Here is a 16,819-nt window from a genome sequence, read left to right as displayed (position 1 = left end):
CAGTCGTCCCGGAGCGTCCTAGTAGGCGAACAGGTCGCCGGCATCGGCGCGGTAGAGGCGGGCGAGCAACCGCCGGTAGGCGGGACTCGTGCGGGTGGTGCCGCGTTCCCACGCGCTGACCATGGACGGGGTGACCCCGAGGTCGGTACCGGGAGGTGCGTGGGCGATCAGCTCCTCGACCACACGGTCCAACGTCGAGGAGCGCCGTAAACGCGCCCGCCGCAACGGTGAAGGTCCGGCCATGACCGCTCCTCACGTGTTGAGCAGGAATCGATCCTACGGCTGCACGCACATACCAAGGCTCGCACGCAGTGCCGCCAGCGGTCGCCGCGGCGGCGTGTCCGCTGGGCACACCTGGCTCGCAAGTACTTGCGGTAATTTGCGGGGCCCTTCCGTTGTCCGATGGCGGGCGGGGGTCGGTCGTTGCTGGTCGTGTGTGCGGGTGATGATTACTCATGGTGCATAAAAAGTGTCTAAAAGTGGTCGTTTGTGTGTATCGCCAGGTTGAAGGGTGGTCGGGCTGCGTGTCACCGCATCGTCGCTTCCCGGAAACCGCGTATTCACAAGTGGCCGCTCGCTTGTTATCTTCGTCACGGCGCGAAATTTTTTGCAGGATCTGAAAGCACGACACATCCCCTCGGTCCCCGACGCCCACCCCCGTCGGACACATCCGCCCAGGAGGCGTGATGAAGATACGAAGGCTCGGCCCGGCCGCCGCGTCACTCGCCCTCGCCGCCGGTGCCCTGTTCGCCCTCACACCCCCCGCACAGGCGCAGAGCGCCCCCGCATCCGCCCCCGCATCCGCCCCCGCGACCGCGCCCGGCGAGAACGCCCCCGCCGCCGCCGAGGGAAACGGCGACGCGATCGTCCACCTGTTCCAATGGCGATGGGAATCGGTCGCCCAGGAGTGCGAGGACGTCCTCGGCCCCAACGGGTTCGGCGCCGTCCAGGTCTCCCCGCCCCAGGAGCACGTCGTCCTGTCCGGGCAGGGGTTCCCCTGGTGGCAGGACTACCAGCCGGTCTCCTACACGATCGACACCACCCGCCGCGGCACCGCGGCCGACTTCCAGGACATGGTCGACCGCTGCCGCGGCTCCGGCGTCAAGATCTACGTCGACGCCATCCTCAACCACATGTCCGGAACGGGATCCGTCGGCTCCGGCCCCGGCAGCGACGGCACCGAGTACGGCAAGTACGACTACCCCGACCTCTTCGGCGACGGCGCCCACGGCTACAGCAGGCAGGACTTCAACGGCTGCGGCCGCGACATCTCCAACTGGAACGACCGCTGGGAGGTGCAGAACTGCGAGCTGGTCGGCCTGTCCGACCTCGCGACCGGCAACGACTACGTCAGGGACCGCCTCGCCCAGTACCTCAACGGGCTCATCGACATGGGCGTCGCCGGGTTCCGCTACGACGCCGCCAAGCACATGCCGCTCGCCGACATCGAGGCGGTCAACTCCCGGCTGCGCACCACCGTGCCCGGCTGGGACGAGCCGCCCTACATCTTCCAGGAGGTCATCGGCGACGGCACGATCGGCGCGGGCGAGTACACCGGCGCCGGCGACGTCACCGAGTTCGAATACCACCGCAGGGTGAGCTCCCGGTTCGCCGAGGCGAACCTCCAGGGGCTGCGCACCATCGGCGACGGGCTGATCCCCGGCGACGACGCCATCGCGTTCGTCGTCAACCACGACACCCAGCGCAGCCATCCGACCCTGACCCACCGCACCGACCGCGACCGCTACGACCTCGCCCAGGCGTTCCTGCTGGCCTACGACTACGGCACCGCCCAGGTCATGTCCAGCTACGACTGGACGGGGAGCAACGACACCGGGCCGCCCAGCGAGTCCGACGGCACCACCCGGGCCACGGCGTGCGGCCAGGACGGCTGGGTCTGCGAGCACCGCGCCCTCAACGGCATGGCGACCTTCGCCAACGCCGCCGACGGGACCGGCGTCGACTGGAAGGACGGCGACGGCAACGCCCGCATCGCCTTCGACCGCGGCGGGGCCGGGTTCGCGGCCTTCAACGCCACCGGCGGCGCGTGGACCGCCACCGTCGACACCGCCCTCCCCGACGGCGAGTACTGCGACGTCGCCAACGGCACCTTCACCGGCGGCACCTGCGATTCCGACGGCTACACGGTGTCGGGCGGATCGGTCACCGTGCGGGTCCCGGCCGAGGGAGCGGTCGCCCTCCACGTGGACGCCCCCGGCTCCTGCGACGACCCCGCCGGCTGCGGGCCCGGCGGCCCCGGCACGGGCGAGTGCGACACCATCGACGCCTCGTTCACCACCGAGGCCACGACCTGGTACGGCCAGGAGGTGTACGTGGTCGGCTCCATCCCGCAGCTGGGCTCCTGGGAGCCGGCCCGGGGCCTCAAGCTCGGCACCGACGAATCCCGGTACCCGCTGTGGAGCGGCGGGCTGAGCTACCCCGAGGGCACGGAGTTCGAGTACAAGTACGCCAAGGTCGCCCCGGACGGCGGCGTCGAATGGGAGCCCGGCGCCAACCGGGCCGCCGTCGCCGAGGCCGGCTCGGACGACTGCACGCAGGTCTTCACCGACCGCTGGCGCTGACCCCGGCGCCTGGACCGCGTCCCCGACGGCGGGTGCCCCCTCCCCGGGCACCCGCCGTCCCCGCGCCGCGGCGGCTGAGGAGTCGAAGCGCCCGGGCACGCGCCGCACGTGCCGATGTCACAGGCGGGCCCTAGCGTCTACGGCCATGAGCGACCCCTTGACCCGGAGCCTCCCCCTCGACGTCGACTACGCCCAGGCGTATCTCCACGACGGCCACGCCGGAGCGGAGACCTGGCCCGACGACCCCGATCACTCAGCGGGGATCATCCGGACACCGCCCGACCCGGGCTATGCCTTCCTCGTCACCGGCACCCGCACCGGCGAGGTCGGATTCACCGTGGCGGTGGGCGCCGAGGACCCCGGCCCGGACCTCGACGGCTATGAGGACGCGGTCGAGATCAGCGTGCACATGCCCGAGGGCACCCCCGTCATCGAGGAATGGGGCGGCGACGTCCACGAACTGCCGCCGCTCACGGACGGGCCGGGCTGGTACCGCCTCCGCTACCACGCCCGCGGCTTCGACGCCGGGCGCGACGACGACCACTGCGACGGCGGCCCGCCCGACTCCTACCTCCTCCAGATCTGGCCGGCCCCGCCCGCCCCGCCGCAGACCCTCCGCGTCGTCAGCGAAGGCGTCCGCTACTGGGTGAACGAGATCTGACCACCGAGGGCCCCGGCCGCCGCCCCGCCCTGGTCAGTCGTCGTAGAACACGCGTTCCATCACCGTGCGGGCGCGGCGGGTGGCTTGGCGGTAGTCCTGGAGGAGCTGGCCCGAGGCGCCCTCTCCGTCGTCCTCGCTGCGGTAGCCGAGCGCCCCGGCGATGGCCGACAGGTCGCGCAGGCCCGTGGGGATGGAGTCGCCCGCCCGGCCGCGGACGAGCATGACCGCCCCCCGGACCCGGGCCGCCAGGCGCCACGCCACCTCCAGCGTGCCGCCGTCCTCGCTGTCGAGCAGGCCGTGGGCCACGGCGACGTCCAGGGCCCGCAGGGTGCTGCGCGTGCGCAGGTCCTCGATCCGGTGCGCGTGGCGCAACTGGAGGAGCTGGGCGACCCATTCCACGTCGGACAGGCCGCCGCGCCCCAGCTTGGTGTGCAGCGTGGGGTCGGCGCCGCGCGGCAGGCGCTCGGCCTCCATCCGCGCCTTCAGCCGGCGGATCTCGCGTACGGCGTCGTCGCTCACCCCGCCCGCCGGGTAGCGCAGCGGGTCGATGAGCCGGACGAAGCGCTCGCCCAGCTCCCGGTCGCCCGCGATCGGCTCGGCGCGCAGGAGGGCCTGGCTCTCCCAGGTCGAGGACCAGCGCCGGTAGTAGGCCGCGTAGGAGTCCAGGGTGCGCACCATGGGGCCGCTCTTGCCCTCGGGGCGCAGGTCGGCGTCCACGTGCAGCGGCGGTTCGGCCGCGGGGATCTCCAGCAGCCTCCGCAGCTCGCGCACCAGCGCGTCGGCCTCGCGCGTCGCCTCCTCGACATCGGCGCCGGGGAGCGGGTCGTGTACGAACATCACGTCGGCGTCGCTGGCGTAGGACAGCTCGCCGCCGCCGAAGCGGCCCATGGCGATGACCGCCAGCCGGGTCCGCTGCTCCCCGCCCTGCCGGGCCAGATTGGCGCGCGCGGCCTGGAGCGCCGCCTCGATGGTCACGGCCGAGACCGTGGTGAGCGCGCCGCCGACCTCGTCGATGCCCGCGACCTCCAGCAGGTCGGCCGCTGCCGTGCGCAGCAGTTCGCGCCGGCGCAGCGCCCGCACCGCCGCCACCCCGTTCTCGGCGGTGTCGTGGCGCCGCAGCGCGGAGGCCGCCTCGGCCGTCAGGGTCGGGGCGGGCCGGCGCGCCAGATCGGCGTCGTCGGCGAGGATCGCCACCGCCTCGGGGGCGCGCAGCAGCAGCTCGGTGACATAGCGGCTGGTGCCCAGCAGCCACGCCATGCGCTCGGCCACCCGGACGTCGTCGCGCAGCAGCCGCAGGTACCAGGGGGTGGCGCCCAGCTGGTCGCTGACCTTGCGGAAGCCCAGCAGCCCGGCGTCGGGATCGGGGGCGTCGGAGAACCACTCCAGCATGACCGGCAGCAGCGTGCGCTGGATGGCGGCGCGGCGGCTGACCCCCGCTGTCAGCGCCTCCAGGTGGCGCAGCGCCCCCGCGGGGTCGACGAACCCCAGGGCCTCCAAGCGGTCGCGGGCCTGCTCCAGGGTGAGGCGGGCCTCGGCTCCGGGCAGCCGCGCGACCGCGTGCAGCAGCGGGCGGTAGAACAGCTTCTCGTGCAGCCGCCGCACCTCGCCGGCGACCTGCTTCCACGACGACATCAGCTCGGTGACGGGGTTGGCGGCGTAGCCGAGCGCCCGGCCCAGCCGGCGCAGCTGGTCGGGGCCGTCGGGCGATGCGGGGTCGGGCAGCAGGTGGGTCCGGCGCAGCCGGTGCAGCTGGAGCAGGTGCTCCACCCGCCGCAGGAACCGGTAGGCGTCGGCCAGCCCCGACGCGTCCTCACGGCCCACGTACCCGCCCTTGGACAGGGCGTCGAGGGCGATGAGCGTGTTGCCCGACCGCAGAGCCGGGTCACTGCGCCCGTGGACCAGCTGGAGGAGCTGCACCGAGAACTCGATGTCGCGCAGCCCGCCGCGGCCGAGCTTGATCTCCCGCTCCTTCTCCGCGGGCGGGATGTGGGCGATGACGCGGCGGCGCATGGCCTGCACATCGTCCACGAAGTTCTGCCGGCCGGCCGCCTCCCACACCAGCGGGGTGATCGACTCGATGTAGGCCGCGCCCAGGGCGGCGTCGCCCGCGATCGGCCGGGCCTTCAGCAGCGCCTGGAACTCCCACGTCTTGGCCCACCGCCGGTAGTAGGCGATGTGCCCGGCGAGGTTGCGCACCAGCGGGCCGTTCTTGCCCTCGGGGCGCAGCGCGGCGTCGACCTGCCACAGGGTTCCCTCGCGGTCGGTCTCGCTCGGAATGCGCATCATCGCCGCGGCCACGCGGGTGGCGGCGCGCATCGCCGCCTGCTCGTCCTCGACCCCCTCGGCGGGTTCGGCGACGAACACGACGTCGACGTCGCTGACGTAGTTCAGCTCCCGGCCGCCGCACTTGCCCATGCCGATCACCGCGAGCCGGCACAGGGCGGCCTCGTCGGGGGACTCGGCGCGGGCGATGGCCAGGGCGGCGTCGAGCGTCGCCGCGGCCAGGTCGGCGAGTTCGGCGGACGTGGTCTCCAGGTCCGAGGCGCCCGTGAGGTCGCGCCCGGCCAGCCGCAGCACACGGCGGTGGTAGGCGACCCGGAGCGCGTGGGCCGGGCCCTCGGGGTCGTCGCCGTCGGCATCGGCGACGGGGGCGTCGGCATTGGGGTCGGCGCCGACGGTGTACAGCAGGCCGGCGCGCACCTCGTCGCGGCCGGGGACGCGGGCGGCGTCGGCCCCGCGCAGCTCGCGCCAGTCGCCGGGGTGGCGCACCAGGTGGTCGGTGAGGGCGGCGCTGGCCCCGAGGACCCGGGTGAGCCGGACGCGCAGGTCGGGGTCGTCGCACAGGGCGTCGAGCAGCTCCTTGGGGTCGCCGCTGCACTCCAGGAGCCGGACCAGGCCCAAGAGCGCCTGGTCGGGATCGGCCGCCCCGCTGAGGTCGCGGACGACGGCGCCGTGCGCGTGCGGGTCCAGGCCCGCGTCCTCCACCAGCCGCACCGCCCGCGCGCCGTCGCCGAACCCGCGCCGCGCGAGCGCGCCGGGCGTCACCGTGAATCCGTCCTGAGTCCCCACGCAGATCACCGTAGCCCGTCCGGCCCCGCTCGGGGAGCCCGGATCCGCGGCACGGGGATCCGCCGCCCGCCGCGGGCGCGGCGCGCCCGCGTGCCGGTGGGGCGCGTGGGGGAGCGGAGCGGCGTGTCGGTAGGTTGCGGGGGTGCCGCCGCACCGGTCCGGCGGCGTATCCCCACGTCCCGGAGGTGTGTCCGCCATGCCATGGCTGCTGCTCGTCGGAGCGATCGTCGCGGAGGTCACGGGTACGATCTCGCTCCGCTACTCGGAGGGCTTCACCCGGCTCGTCCCCTCCGCCATCACCGTCATCGGCTACGGGGCCGCGTTCTGGCTCCTCGCCCAGGTCCTCAAGAGCGGCATGAACATCGGTGTCGCCTACGGCGTGTGGGCCGCGGTGGGCGTGAGCCTGGTGGCGCTCATCGGCGCGCTCTTCCTCGGCGACGGCCTCACCTGGATCCAGATCGGCGGGATCGGCCTCGTCATCGCGGGCGTGATGGCTCTCGAACTCGGCGCGGCCCACTGACGCGGCCCTGTGCTAGCCGCCGAGTCTGTCCTCCATCCAGGCGGTGGCGAAGCCGATGACCTCCGCGGCGTCGAACACGTGGCTCTCGGCGGCGCCGACACAGCCCGTGCGGCCGATTCCGGCCGCGATCATGTCCCGGGCGATGGCGTCGAACGGATCCTGGCCCGCGGGAACCGCGGCGGAGTAGTCGAAGGCCCCGTTCTCGGAGTCGATGTCGTGGAAGCGGCGCCAGACCCGCCTGCCGTCCACGATCACGGGCTGTTCGTAGGCGACGAACCGCTTGCCCGGTGCCTCGGCAAGGACCTCGGCGTGGTGCAGCAGGGTGAGGGTGTCCAAGGGGGCACCCAGCAGGAGGACCCTGCCGCCGTGGGAGACCAGGCGGGCCAGGGGGCTGCCGGGGCCGTGTGGATCGTCCCAGGGATGGTCGTCCATCAGCGCCGGCGCAGCCGGCCCCAGGGCGGCGAAGCTGACGTCGGGGTGCCGGCTGCGGACGGCCCCGGCCCGGCGGCGCAGCGCTTCGGGCAGGCGGCCGTTCGCGTGGTCGGCCTCGCTGAGGTCGGGATCGTAGGCGGGGTGTTCCGCCCGCAGAGCGGCCTGCCAGGAGGGCGGCCAGCCGGTGAAGTCGTAGGGCGGCGCGTCGTTCCAGCCGCAGGTCACCATGAGTGTCCCCGCAGGTCCGACGACGTCGAGCAGCGCGTCGATGACGGTCTGGGATCCGCCGGGGACATAGCCGATGGCGGACATGCGGGTATGGAACATCACCACATCGCCCGCGCCGAGGCCGAGTCCGGCGAGGTCGCGGCTGATCCGGCTCCGGGACACGGGACCACCGGACCGGTCGAGCAGGTCCTTTTCATCCATACCGCGAACCTAGCGCCGAATCGCGATCCGCCGGACATCCGGGCAACGGCCGAGGGCCGTCCGCCGCGCTCCTGCGGGGAGGCGCGGCCGACGGCCCTCGGATGGTCCAGCGGGGCGGGCCCGCGCTGGATCGCTACGCGTCTTAGACGTCGTAGTAGAGCTCGAACTCGCGCGGGTGGGGGCGCAGGCGGACGGAGTCGATCTCCTCCGTGCGCTTGTAGTCCACGTAGGTCTCGATGAGGTCGGGCGTGAACACGCCGCCCTCGAGGAGGAACTCGTGGTCGGCCTCCAGGGCCTCCAGCGACGCGTCGAGCGAGGCCGGGACCTTCTGGATGGCGTCGGCCTCGGCCGGCGGGAGCTCGTAGAGGTCCTTGTCGACCGGCTCCGGCGGCTCGATCTTGTTCTTGATGCCGTCGATGCCGGCGAGCAGCAGCGCGGAGAAGGCCAGGTACGGGTTGGCCGACGGGTCGGGCACCCGGAACTCCAGGCGCTTGGCCTTGGGGTTGGAGCCGGTCAGCGGGATGCGGATGCACGCGGAGCGGTTGCGCTGCGAGTACACGAGGTTGATCGGGGCCTCGTAGCCGGGGACCAGGCGGTGGTAGGAGTTCACCGTCGGGTTGGTCAGGGCGAGCAGCGCCGGGGCGTGCTTGAGAAGGCCGCCGATGTAGTACCGGGCGAGGTCCGAGAGCTGGGCGTAGCCGGACTCGTCGAAGAACAGCGGCGCGCCGTCCTTCCAGAGGCTCTGGTGGACGTGCATGCCGGAGCCGTTGTCACCGAAGACCGGCTTGGGCATGAAGGTGACCGACTTGCCGGCCGCGTACGCCGTGTTCTTCACGATGTACTTGTAGAGCTGGACGTTGTCGGCGGTCTTCAGCAGCGTGCCGAACTTGAAGTCGATCTCCGCCTGGCCGGCCGTGCCGACCTCGTGGTGCTGGATCTCGACGTCGATGCCGGACTCGATGAGGTTGCGCACCATGGTCGAGCGCAGGTCGCTGTAGTGGTCGACCGGCTCGACCGGGAAGTAGCCGCCCTTGTAGCGCGGGCGGTAGCCGAGGTTGCGGCCGTCCTTCTCGGTGCCCGTGTTCCAGGCGCCCTCGACGGAGTCGATGTAGTAGAAGCTCGCGTTCTCCTGCGTCTGGAACCGGACGTCGTCGAAGATGTAGAACTCGGCCTCGGGACCGAAGAACGCGGTGTCGGCGATGCCGGTGCTCTTGAGGAACGCCTCGGCCTTGCGCGCGATGTTGCGGGGGTCGCGGCTGTAGGACTCGCGGGTGAACGGGTCGTGGACGAAGAACGTCACGTTCAGCGTCTTGTGCTCGCGGAAGCGGTCCAGCACGGCCGAGGAGACGTCCGGCAGCAGCAGCATGTCGGACTCGTGGATGGCCTGGAAGCCGCGGATGGACGAGCCGTCGAACATCAGGCCGTCATCGAAGGTCCCCGCGTCGACGTGCTCGATGGGGAGCGTGAAGTGGTGCGTCGCTCCGAAAAGGTCCGTGAAGCGGACATCGAGGAACTTCACGTCCTCGTTGCGGGTGAAGGCCAATAGCTCTTCGGCGCTGCTGAACAAGACTCAACCTCCGTGCAGGTGACGGAGACCACGTGGCCCGGTCTCCACATCGTCGCTGATGTCGCTCGGATACCCCGCCGCCTCCCGGCTACGCCTCGACGCTAGGAGGGGGCGGTTTCGGACCCATGTCTCCAATGTTTCCTCCAGGTTACGGAGCACCGTGTTTCCCCTGCCTGAGGGGGATGAAACCCGTGTCGCGCGGGACCGGATCGGGGTGGCGTGCGGGGGCCGATACCGTTGGGATCATGGCGAACACAGGAGGAGCGGACGACACCGCGTTCCAGTACCGGGGCAACCGGCTGGGGATGCCGGAAGAAGGCACGGGGTCGGTTCCCGGGTTCGGGCGCCGGCTCGCCGCGATCATGCTGGACTGGCTGCTCTGCCTCGCCCTCGCCCACCTGTTCACCGGGTCCGCCCTGGGCGATCCGGCCGCCGCCAACGCGGTCTCCGGCCCCGCCCTCGCGATCTTCGCCGGCTACAACGTCGTGCTGCTGTCGCTGATCGGCACCACGGTGGGCAAGCGGCTCGCGGGCGTGGGCGTCGCGGCGACGGGGGAGCGCGCGATGCCCTGGCCGGTGGCCATGCTGGTGCGGACCCTGCTGCTGTGCCTGGTGGTCCCCGCGGTGGTCTACGACCGCGACCAGCGGGGCCTGCACGACCGCTTCGCCGGGACGATCACCCGCCGCTTCTGACACATCGGGCCGCCGGGCCCCCCGGGCGCGCCCTCCGGCAACGCGGGGCCGCCCCGTGACGCGCTGGGGCCCCGCCACATCGCGGCGGGGCCCCAGCGCGTCACGGAGGCGGGCGGGGTCAGCCCTGGGCCTTGGGGCCCTTCGGCATCTTCACACCGCGCGGGATCGGGCCCTTGGGCATCTGCATGGCCGCCGGCAGCGCCTTGAGGCGGTACCGCAGCTCGGCGACCTCGGCCTTGCTGAGGTTGCGGGGCAGCTTCACCAGGTGCCGCTGGAGGTCGGCGATGGCGACCTGGTCGTCGCCGTTGCCCACCCGGACGTCGTAGATGGGCGTGTTGTAGGCGACCCGCGCCACACGCTTCTTCTCGCCGGCGATCAAGCCCTTGAGGCGCCCGGGGTCGCCCTCGCCCACGAGGACCACGCCGGGGCGGCCCACGGCGCGGTGGACGATGTCCATCTGCCGGTTGGCGGCCACGCCGGGTTCCACGCTCCAGTCGCCGCGCATGTTGTCCAGCACCGCCATGCCCGCGCCGAGCTGGCCGTCGAGCATCTTGTACTGGATCCGCTGCGCGGAGCGCGTGAAGAAGATGAACCCCGCCAGGAACGCCACCGGGATGCCCAGGGTCAGCCAGTAGAGCCACCCGCCGGTGAGGAGCGCACCCACGACGGACAGCGCGACCAGCCCGACGAAGATCGCCACGGCGATCGGGATGCTGCGCGGGCTCTGCTTGTGAACGACCTTGGCGACCATGCCGACCTGCTTGAACCGGCCAGGCGGCTTCTCGGCGCCGCTCTTCCCCTTGGCGTCGGCGGCCGGGGGGGCCTGGGTGTCCTTGGGCTTCTTCGCCATAACCCAAGGATATGGGGCGCGGCGGCCCGGACGTGAAACGGCGGCCCGCGGCCGCCGTTTCAGCTTGATTACTTTGTCCGGTTCGACCGGACCGCCGGAAGGGCCCTGATCAGGCGCCGACCACCTGCGCGCGCTTGTCGACCGCCTGCTGGTACAGGCGTCCGGCACGGTAGGAGGAGCGCACCAGGGGCCCCGACATGACCCCGGCGAAGCCGATCTCCTCGGCCTCCGCGCCCAGGTCGACGAACTCCTGGGGCTTGACCCAGCGGTCGATGGGGTGGTGCAGCTTGGACGGCCGCAGGTACTGGGTGATGGTCAGCAGGTCGCAGCCGGCCTCGTGGAGGTCGCGCATGGCCTGGCTGATCTCCTCGCGCTCCTCGCCCATTCCCAGGATCAGGTTGGACTTGGTGACGAGACCTTCCTCGCGGGCGCGGGTGATGACCTCGAGGGAGCGCTCGTAGCGGAACCCCGGGCGGATGCGCTTGAAGATCCGCGGCACGGTCTCGATGTTGTGCGCCAGCACCTCGGGGCGCGACCCGAAGACCTCGGCGAGCTGGCCGGGGTCGGCGTTGAAGTCCGGGATGAGCAGTTCGACGCCGGTGCCGGGGTTGAGCTCGTGGATCCTGCGCACGGTCTCGGCGTAGAGCCAGGCGCCGCCGTCGTCGAGGTCGTCGCGCGCCACACCGGTGACCGTGGCGTACCGCAGCTCCATGGTCCGGACGGATTCGGCGACCTTCAGCGGCTCGCGGCGGTCGAGGGCGGTCGGCTTGCCCGTGGCGATCTGGCAGAAGTCGCAGCGCCGCGTGCACTGGTCGCCGCCGATGAGGAACGTGGCCTCGCGGTCCTCCCAGCACTCGTAGATGTTGGGGCACCCGGCCTCCTGGCACACGGTGTGCAGACCCTCGCGCTTGACCAGGGAGTGCAGCTCGGTGTACTCCGGCCCCATCTTCGCCTTGATCTTGATCCACGGCGGCTTCTTCTCGATGGGGGTCTGGCTGTTGCGCGCCTCGATCCGCAGCAGCTTGCGCCCTTCAGGAGCGATGGACAACGCGGGCCCTTCCTTTCGTCATCCCTTGTGGGGAAGTCATGGTGTGGCTCGTGGCCGCTGGTTCGATGCTCAGGCGCCGACGAGCCCGGCGGGCTCCGCGGGCTCGGGGACGCCGTCGAGGTGGCTGTACCGGGGGGCATCGAGTACGGCCGCCAGATGCCGTTCGACGAGCGGCAGCACCTCGGCCACCGTGACGTCGCGGCCCAGTTCGCGGGTGAGTGAGGTGACGCCGGCGTCGGTGATCCCGCACGGGACAATGCGGTCGAACCACGACAGGTCGGGGTCGCAGTTGATCGCGAAGCCGTGCATGCCGACCCCGCGGGCGATCCGGCAGCCGATGGCCGCGACCTTGCGCTCGATCAGCCCGCGCGCGGGATCGGCCGCCAGCCAGACGCCGGTGCGCCCCTCGACCCGCAGGCCGGTGAGCCCGAACTCCGCGATGGTGCGGATGATGGCCTCCTCCAGCATGCGGACGTAGGCGATGACGTCGATCGGGTCGGCGAGCCGGACGATCGGGTAGGCGGTCAGCTGCCCCGGCCCGTGCCAGGTGATCTTGCCGCCGCGGTCGATGTCGACGACCGGTGCGCCGGGATCGGTCAGCGGGCGGTCGCCCTTGCCCGTGCGCTTGCCCGCGGTGTACACCGGCTCGTGCTCCAGGAGCAGGACGGTGTCGGGGACGCGATCGGCCACGCGCTGCCCGTGCAGCCGCTTCTGGAGGTCCCAGCCCTCGTGGTAGGGGACGGGCGCGGTGCCGAGCCGGGCGAAGACGAGCTCACTCATACATCCCACCTTATGCCGTGCGGTGCGGGTCAGGCGATGTCGGATAGGGCACTGGCGATATCGGGGTGGCTGAAGGAATACCCCGCCTTCAGCAGCCGTTCGGGGACCACCCGCTGGTTGACGAGAGCCGCCTCGTCGGCGAACCCGCCGAGCGCCGCGCGCAGCAGCACACCGGGCACCACCAGCGGCGCCGGCCGGTGCACCGCCCGGGCCAGCGCGGCGGTGTAGTCGGCGTTGGTCACCGGCTCGGGGGCGGTGAGGTCGAAGGCGCCCGTCAGCACCGGGCGCTCCAGCAGGAAGCGGATGGCGCCCACCTCGTCGGCCAGCGAGATCCAGCTCATGTACTGCAGGCCCGTCCCCAGGCGCGCGCCCAGCCCCAGCCGGAACAACGGCAGGACCGCGCCGAGCAGCCCGCCCCGGCGCGCCAGCACCACCCCGGTGCGCACGTGCGCCACCGAGATGCCCGCGTCGGCCGCCGGCGCCGTCGCGGCCTCCCAGTCGGCCGCCAGATCGGCGAGGAACCCCATGCCGCGGGGCGAGCCCTCGTCGGCGACGGAGTGCCCCGTGTCGCCGTAGTAGCCCACGGCCGAGCCCGACACCAGCCGCCGCGGCGGCTCCGCCATCCCCGCCAGCGCGACCGAGAGGACGCGCGTCCCCAGGACGCGGCTGTCGCGGATCCGGTTCTTGTAGCGCGGGGTCCAGCGGGCCGGCCCCAGCGGGGCGCCCGCCAGGTGCACCACCGCGTCGGTGCCCGCCAGCCGCTCGGTGTCCACGCCCCCGCCGGAGGGGTCCCAGCGGACCTCGGCGATGTCGCGCGGCGCGCGGCGGACCAGCCGCAGCACCTCGTGGCCGTCGCCGGTCAGGGATCGGGAGAGCGCGGTTCCGACCAGGCCCGATGCCCCTGTGATCGCGATTCGCATGTCTGTTGCCTACCCCCGGACCTCCGGGTCACGCGCCGTCCGTGCCGTGACGGCCAGGCGACCGGCGCCGGTCCGGCTCGCGAAAAGTCGGCCTGATTGCGCCAAAAGGCTGCGCGGTGGCACCTCGGGCGCCTACCTTTCTGTATGGGACACGGGACTCCCTGTGACGAGCAGGGGTCCTCGGGGGCGGCGCGTGCGCCGCCCCCGGCCACAGACCTTTGGTGATGGGGATCACCAGGGGATGGTGAATGGTGGGGTAAGAGGCGGGGCGGCATCCGATCCGGATGCCGCCCCGCTGCCGTTCCCACCCCTCCCGCCCCGCGGCGGGAGCCGGCCGGGTCAGGCCAGGCCGAGCTCGGCTTCGAACGCGCCCTCTTCCAGGCGTTCGCGCACGCTCTGCAGGAAGCGCGCGGCGTCGGCGCTGTCGATCAGCCGGTGGTCGTGGGTGAGCGCCAGGTACGCCATCGAGCGGACCGCGATGACCTCGCCCAGCTCCGGGTCGTCGACCACCACGGGCCGCTTCACGACGGCGCCGGTGCTCAGGATCGCCACCTGCGGCTGGCTGATGATCGGGGTCTCGAACAGCGCGCCCACCTGCCCGGTGTCGGTCAGCGTGAACGTGCCCCCGCTCAGCTCGTCCGGGGTGAGCCCGCCGGTGTGCGCGCGCTCGGTGAGGTCGGCGATCTTGCGCGCGAGCCCGCCGAGGTTGAGGTCGCCGGCGTCCTTGACGACCGGGACGAGCAGGCCGCGCTCGGTGTCGACCGAGATCCCGACGTTCTCGATGCTGTGGTAGGTCACCTCGTAGCTGGAGCTGTCGATGACGGCGTTCAGCTTGGGGTGGACCTTCAGCGCCTCGGTCGCCGCCAGCGCGAAGAACGGGAAGAAGCCCAGCTCCACGCCCTCGCGCGCCTCGAAGTCGGCGGCGGCCTTGCCGCGCAGGCGCGCGATGTCGGTGACGTCGACCTCGATGACCTGGGTGAGGTCCGCCGAGATCCGCTGCGACTCCGCCATCTGGTCGGCGATCGACCGGCGCAGGCGCGACATCTGCTCGGTGCGGCCGCGCAGCGTCGTGTCGGCGACCACGGGGCGCGCCGCGCGGGCGGGGGCGGCGGCAGCGGCCGGAGCGGCGGCGGGCGCCTCGCGGCGGGCGCGGGCGGCCTCCTGCACGTCCTGCTTGCGGATGCGCCCGCCCACACCGGTGCCGCGCACCGTGCCCAGGTCGACGCCCTCCTCGGCGGCGAGCTTGCGCACCAGCGGGGTGACGTAGGCCTCGGTGACGGCGTCGGTCCCGCTGGAGCGGCCGGTGCCGCTCAGGGTCTCGACGTCGACGCGCGGGGTGGACTCCTCGCGGCTGGGCCGCGCCTCGGCCTCGGCGGCGGGGGCCGGGGCGGGAGCGGGGGCCGCGGCCTGCGCGGGCTCGGGCTCAGGGGCGGCCTGCGGCTCCGGCTCGGGGGCCGCGGGGGCGGGCTCCGGCTCGGGCTCCGCCTGGGCCTCCCCACCGCTGGGGGCGCCCTCCTCGGCGGGGGCCTCGCCGGCCTCGCCGATGACCGCGATCTCGGCGCCGACCTCGACCGTCTCGTCCTCGTCGACGAGGATCCGGGTCAGCACCCCCGCCACCGGCGACGGGATCTCGGTGTCGACCTTGTCGGTCGAGACTTCGAGCAGCGGCTCGTCGACCTCGACGGTGTCGCCCTGCTTCTTGAGCCACTGGGTGACGGTGCCCTCGGTGACGCTCTCACCCAGGGCGGGCATGGTAACGGAAGTCGGCATGGGATGGGTTCCTCTTAGATGGACGTGCGAGAACGCGAAGAGAACGGGGCGGGCCGCAGCCCGCCCCGTCGGCGCGTCAGTCGTGGACGTGCAGCGGCTTGCCCGCGAGGGCGAGGTGCGCCTCGCCCAGCGCTTCGGACTGGGTCGGGTGCGGGTGGATGAGCTGCGCGACCTCCGAGGGCAGCGCCTCCCAGTTGTAGATGAGCTGCCCCTCGGCGACGAGCTCGCCGACCCGGCTGCCCACCATGTGCACGCCCAGAACCGGCCCGTCCTTCTGCGCGATGACCTTGACGGCGCCCTGGGTCTGCAGGATCTGGCTCTTGCCGTTGCCGCCGAGGTTGTAGTTCATCTCGACGGTCTCGTAGCCCCGCTCCTTGGCGATGGCCGAGGTGATGCCCACGGAGGCGACCTCGGGCTCGGAGTAGGTCACGCGCGGCACGCCGTCGTAGTCGATCGCCGGCGGGTTGAGGCCCGCGATGCGCTCGGCGACGAAGATGCCCTCCGCGAAGCCCACGTGGGCGAGCTGGAGGGTGGGGATGAGGTCGCCCACGGCGTAGATGTTGCCGACCCCGGTGTGCAGGTTCTCGTCGACCTGGACGAACCCGCGGTCCAGGCGGATCCCGGCCTCCTCGTACCCCAGGCCCTCCGAGACCGGGCCGCGGCCGATGGCCACGAGCAGGACCTCGGCCTCCAGGGTCTTGCCGCCCTTGAGGGTGACGTTGACGCCGGAGTCGGTGGTCTTGACGCTCTCGAACGGGGTGCCCAGCTCGTACTTGATGCCGCGCTTGCGGAACGCCCGCTCCAGCAGCTTGGAGCTGGACTCCTCCTCGACCGGCACCAGGTGCGGCAGCGCCTCGACGATGGTGACCTCGGCGCCGTAGGAGCGCCACACGCTGGCGAACTCCACGCCGATGACGCCGCCGCCCAGGACGACGACCGACTCCGGAACGCGGTCCAGCCGCAGGGCCTCGTTGCTGGTGATGACCTTGTCGCCGTCGATCTCCAGGCCCAGGGTCTTGGGCTTGGAGCCGGTGGCCAGCAGGATGTTGGCGCCCTTGTAGGCGGTGCCGTCGACGGTGACCTCGTCGGCCCCCGTGAGCTTGCCCTCGCCCTCGATGACGGTGATCTTGCGGGACTTGATCAGGCCCGTCAGCCCGCGGTGCAGGCCGGTGATCACCTTGTCCTTGTACTTGTGGACGGCGTCGATGTCGATGCCCTCGAAGGACGCCTTGACACCGAAGGTCTCGCTGTCCTTGGCGGCGTCGGCGACCTCGGCGGAGTGCAGCAGCGCCTTGGTGGGGATGCAGCCGTAGTGCAGGCAGGTGCCGCCCAGCTTGTCTTTCTCGATCAGGGCGACGCTCATGTCCAGCTCGGCCGCGCGCAGCGCCGCCGCGTAGCCGCCGCTGCCGCCGCCCAGGACGATGAGGTCGAAGGTGCCGCCGCTCTCGCTCACGGAAGGACACTCCTTGCTGTGGATGTTGGTGTGCGTCTGGTTGTCG

At 72.2% G+C, this 16,819-nt stretch carries 14 protein-coding genes; 4 read left to right on the top strand and 10 right to left on the bottom strand.

Annotated elements, in window-relative coordinates:
* Window positions 1-18 precede the first annotated feature (18 nt).
* Window positions 19-243, bottom strand: a complete 225-nt coding sequence (locus tag ACFO4E_RS06915; protein ID WP_378572191.1) for a helix-turn-helix domain-containing protein — start codon at window positions 241-243, stop codon at window positions 19-21.
* 443 nt (window positions 244-686) lie between these two features.
* Between ACFO4E_RS06915 and ACFO4E_RS06910 the strand changes: the two genes are divergently transcribed.
* Both ACFO4E_RS06910 and ACFO4E_RS06905 read left to right on the top strand, forming a co-directional pair.
* Window positions 687-2,582: a carbohydrate-binding module family 20 domain-containing protein gene (locus ACFO4E_RS06910; protein WP_378572190.1), complete on the top strand. Its 1,896-nt coding sequence runs from the start codon at window positions 687-689 to the stop codon at window positions 2,580-2,582.
* Window positions 2,583-2,727: 145 nt separating this feature from the next.
* Window positions 2,728-3,243 (top strand): hypothetical protein, encoded by a 516-nt coding sequence (locus ACFO4E_RS06905; RefSeq protein WP_378572189.1) that lies wholly within the window; start codon window positions 2,728-2,730, stop codon window positions 3,241-3,243.
* Window positions 3,244-3,276: 33 nt separating this feature from the next.
* Here ACFO4E_RS06905 and ACFO4E_RS06900 read toward each other — a convergent pair whose 3' ends face one another.
* On the bottom strand, window positions 3,277-6,288 hold the full coding sequence (locus tag ACFO4E_RS06900; protein WP_378572272.1) for a bifunctional [glutamine synthetase] adenylyltransferase/[glutamine synthetase]-adenylyl-L-tyrosine phosphorylase: 3,012 nt from the start codon (window positions 6,286-6,288) through the stop codon (window positions 3,277-3,279).
* A 220-nt stretch (window positions 6,289-6,508) separates the two neighbouring features.
* On the opposite strand from ACFO4E_RS06900, the gene ACFO4E_RS06895 reads away from it, so the two are divergent.
* On the top strand, window positions 6,509-6,832 hold the full coding sequence (locus ACFO4E_RS06895) for a DMT family transporter (RefSeq protein WP_378572188.1): 324 nt from the start codon (window positions 6,509-6,511) through the stop codon (window positions 6,830-6,832).
* A 12-nt stretch (window positions 6,833-6,844) separates the two neighbouring features.
* On the opposite strand, the gene aac(3) is transcribed toward ACFO4E_RS06895, so the two are convergent.
* Window positions 6,845-7,693: an aminoglycoside 3-N-acetyltransferase gene (gene aac(3) / locus ACFO4E_RS06890; protein WP_378572187.1), complete on the bottom strand. Its 849-nt coding sequence runs from the start codon at window positions 7,691-7,693 to the stop codon at window positions 6,845-6,847.
* Between the two features lie 142 nt (window positions 7,694-7,835).
* Complete coding sequence (gene glnA / locus ACFO4E_RS06885) at window positions 7,836-9,260, bottom strand: type I glutamate--ammonia ligase (protein ID WP_378572185.1); 1,425 nt, start codon at window positions 9,258-9,260, stop codon at window positions 7,836-7,838.
* Window positions 9,261-9,505: 245 nt separating this feature from the next.
* On the opposite strand from glnA, the gene ACFO4E_RS06880 reads away from it, so the two are divergent.
* On the top strand, window positions 9,506-9,952 hold the full coding sequence (locus ACFO4E_RS06880; protein WP_378572184.1) for an RDD family protein: 447 nt from the start codon (window positions 9,506-9,508) through the stop codon (window positions 9,950-9,952).
* Between the two features lie 118 nt (window positions 9,953-10,070).
* Here the strand turns inward: ACFO4E_RS06880 and ACFO4E_RS06875 are convergent, their stop codons facing one another.
* The 6 genes from ACFO4E_RS06875 to lpdA form a co-directional block, all read right to left on the bottom strand.
* Window positions 10,071-10,802, bottom strand: coding sequence for a DUF4191 domain-containing protein (locus ACFO4E_RS06875; RefSeq protein ID WP_378572183.1), 732 nt, complete (start codon window positions 10,800-10,802; stop codon window positions 10,071-10,073).
* 109 nt (window positions 10,803-10,911) lie between these two features.
* Window positions 10,912-11,850, bottom strand: a complete 939-nt coding sequence (gene lipA / locus ACFO4E_RS06870) for a lipoyl synthase (RefSeq protein WP_378572182.1) — start codon at window positions 11,848-11,850, stop codon at window positions 10,912-10,914.
* 69 nt (window positions 11,851-11,919) lie between these two features.
* Window positions 11,920-12,630 (bottom strand): lipoyl(octanoyl) transferase LipB, encoded by a 711-nt coding sequence (lipB, locus tag ACFO4E_RS06865; protein ID WP_378572181.1) that lies wholly within the window; start codon window positions 12,628-12,630, stop codon window positions 11,920-11,922.
* 29 nt (window positions 12,631-12,659) lie between these two features.
* Entirely contained in the window at window positions 12,660-13,550 is an 891-nt protein-coding gene (locus tag ACFO4E_RS06860; RefSeq protein WP_378572180.1) for a TIGR01777 family oxidoreductase, read from the bottom strand.
* A gap of 339 nt (window positions 13,551-13,889) precedes the next feature.
* Window positions 13,890-15,320 (bottom strand): 2-oxoglutarate dehydrogenase, E2 component, dihydrolipoamide succinyltransferase, encoded by a 1,431-nt coding sequence (sucB, locus tag ACFO4E_RS06855; protein WP_378572179.1) that lies wholly within the window; start codon window positions 15,318-15,320, stop codon window positions 13,890-13,892.
* A gap of 76 nt (window positions 15,321-15,396) precedes the next feature.
* The gene (gene lpdA / locus ACFO4E_RS06850) at window positions 15,397-16,773 is read right to left on the bottom strand and encodes a dihydrolipoyl dehydrogenase (protein WP_378572178.1); all 1,377 of its coding nucleotides are present in this window, start codon (window positions 16,771-16,773) and stop codon (window positions 15,397-15,399) included.
* Between the last annotated feature and the right edge of the window lie 46 nt (window positions 16,774-16,819).

This window comes from Nocardiopsis mangrovi (assembly GCF_042653925.1).
GTDB lineage: Bacteria > Actinomycetota > Actinomycetes > Streptosporangiales > Streptosporangiaceae > Nocardiopsis_B > Nocardiopsis_B mangrovi.
Note: the sequence above shows the minus strand (reverse complement) of the source record. Positions and strands in the feature narration are given on the sequence as shown.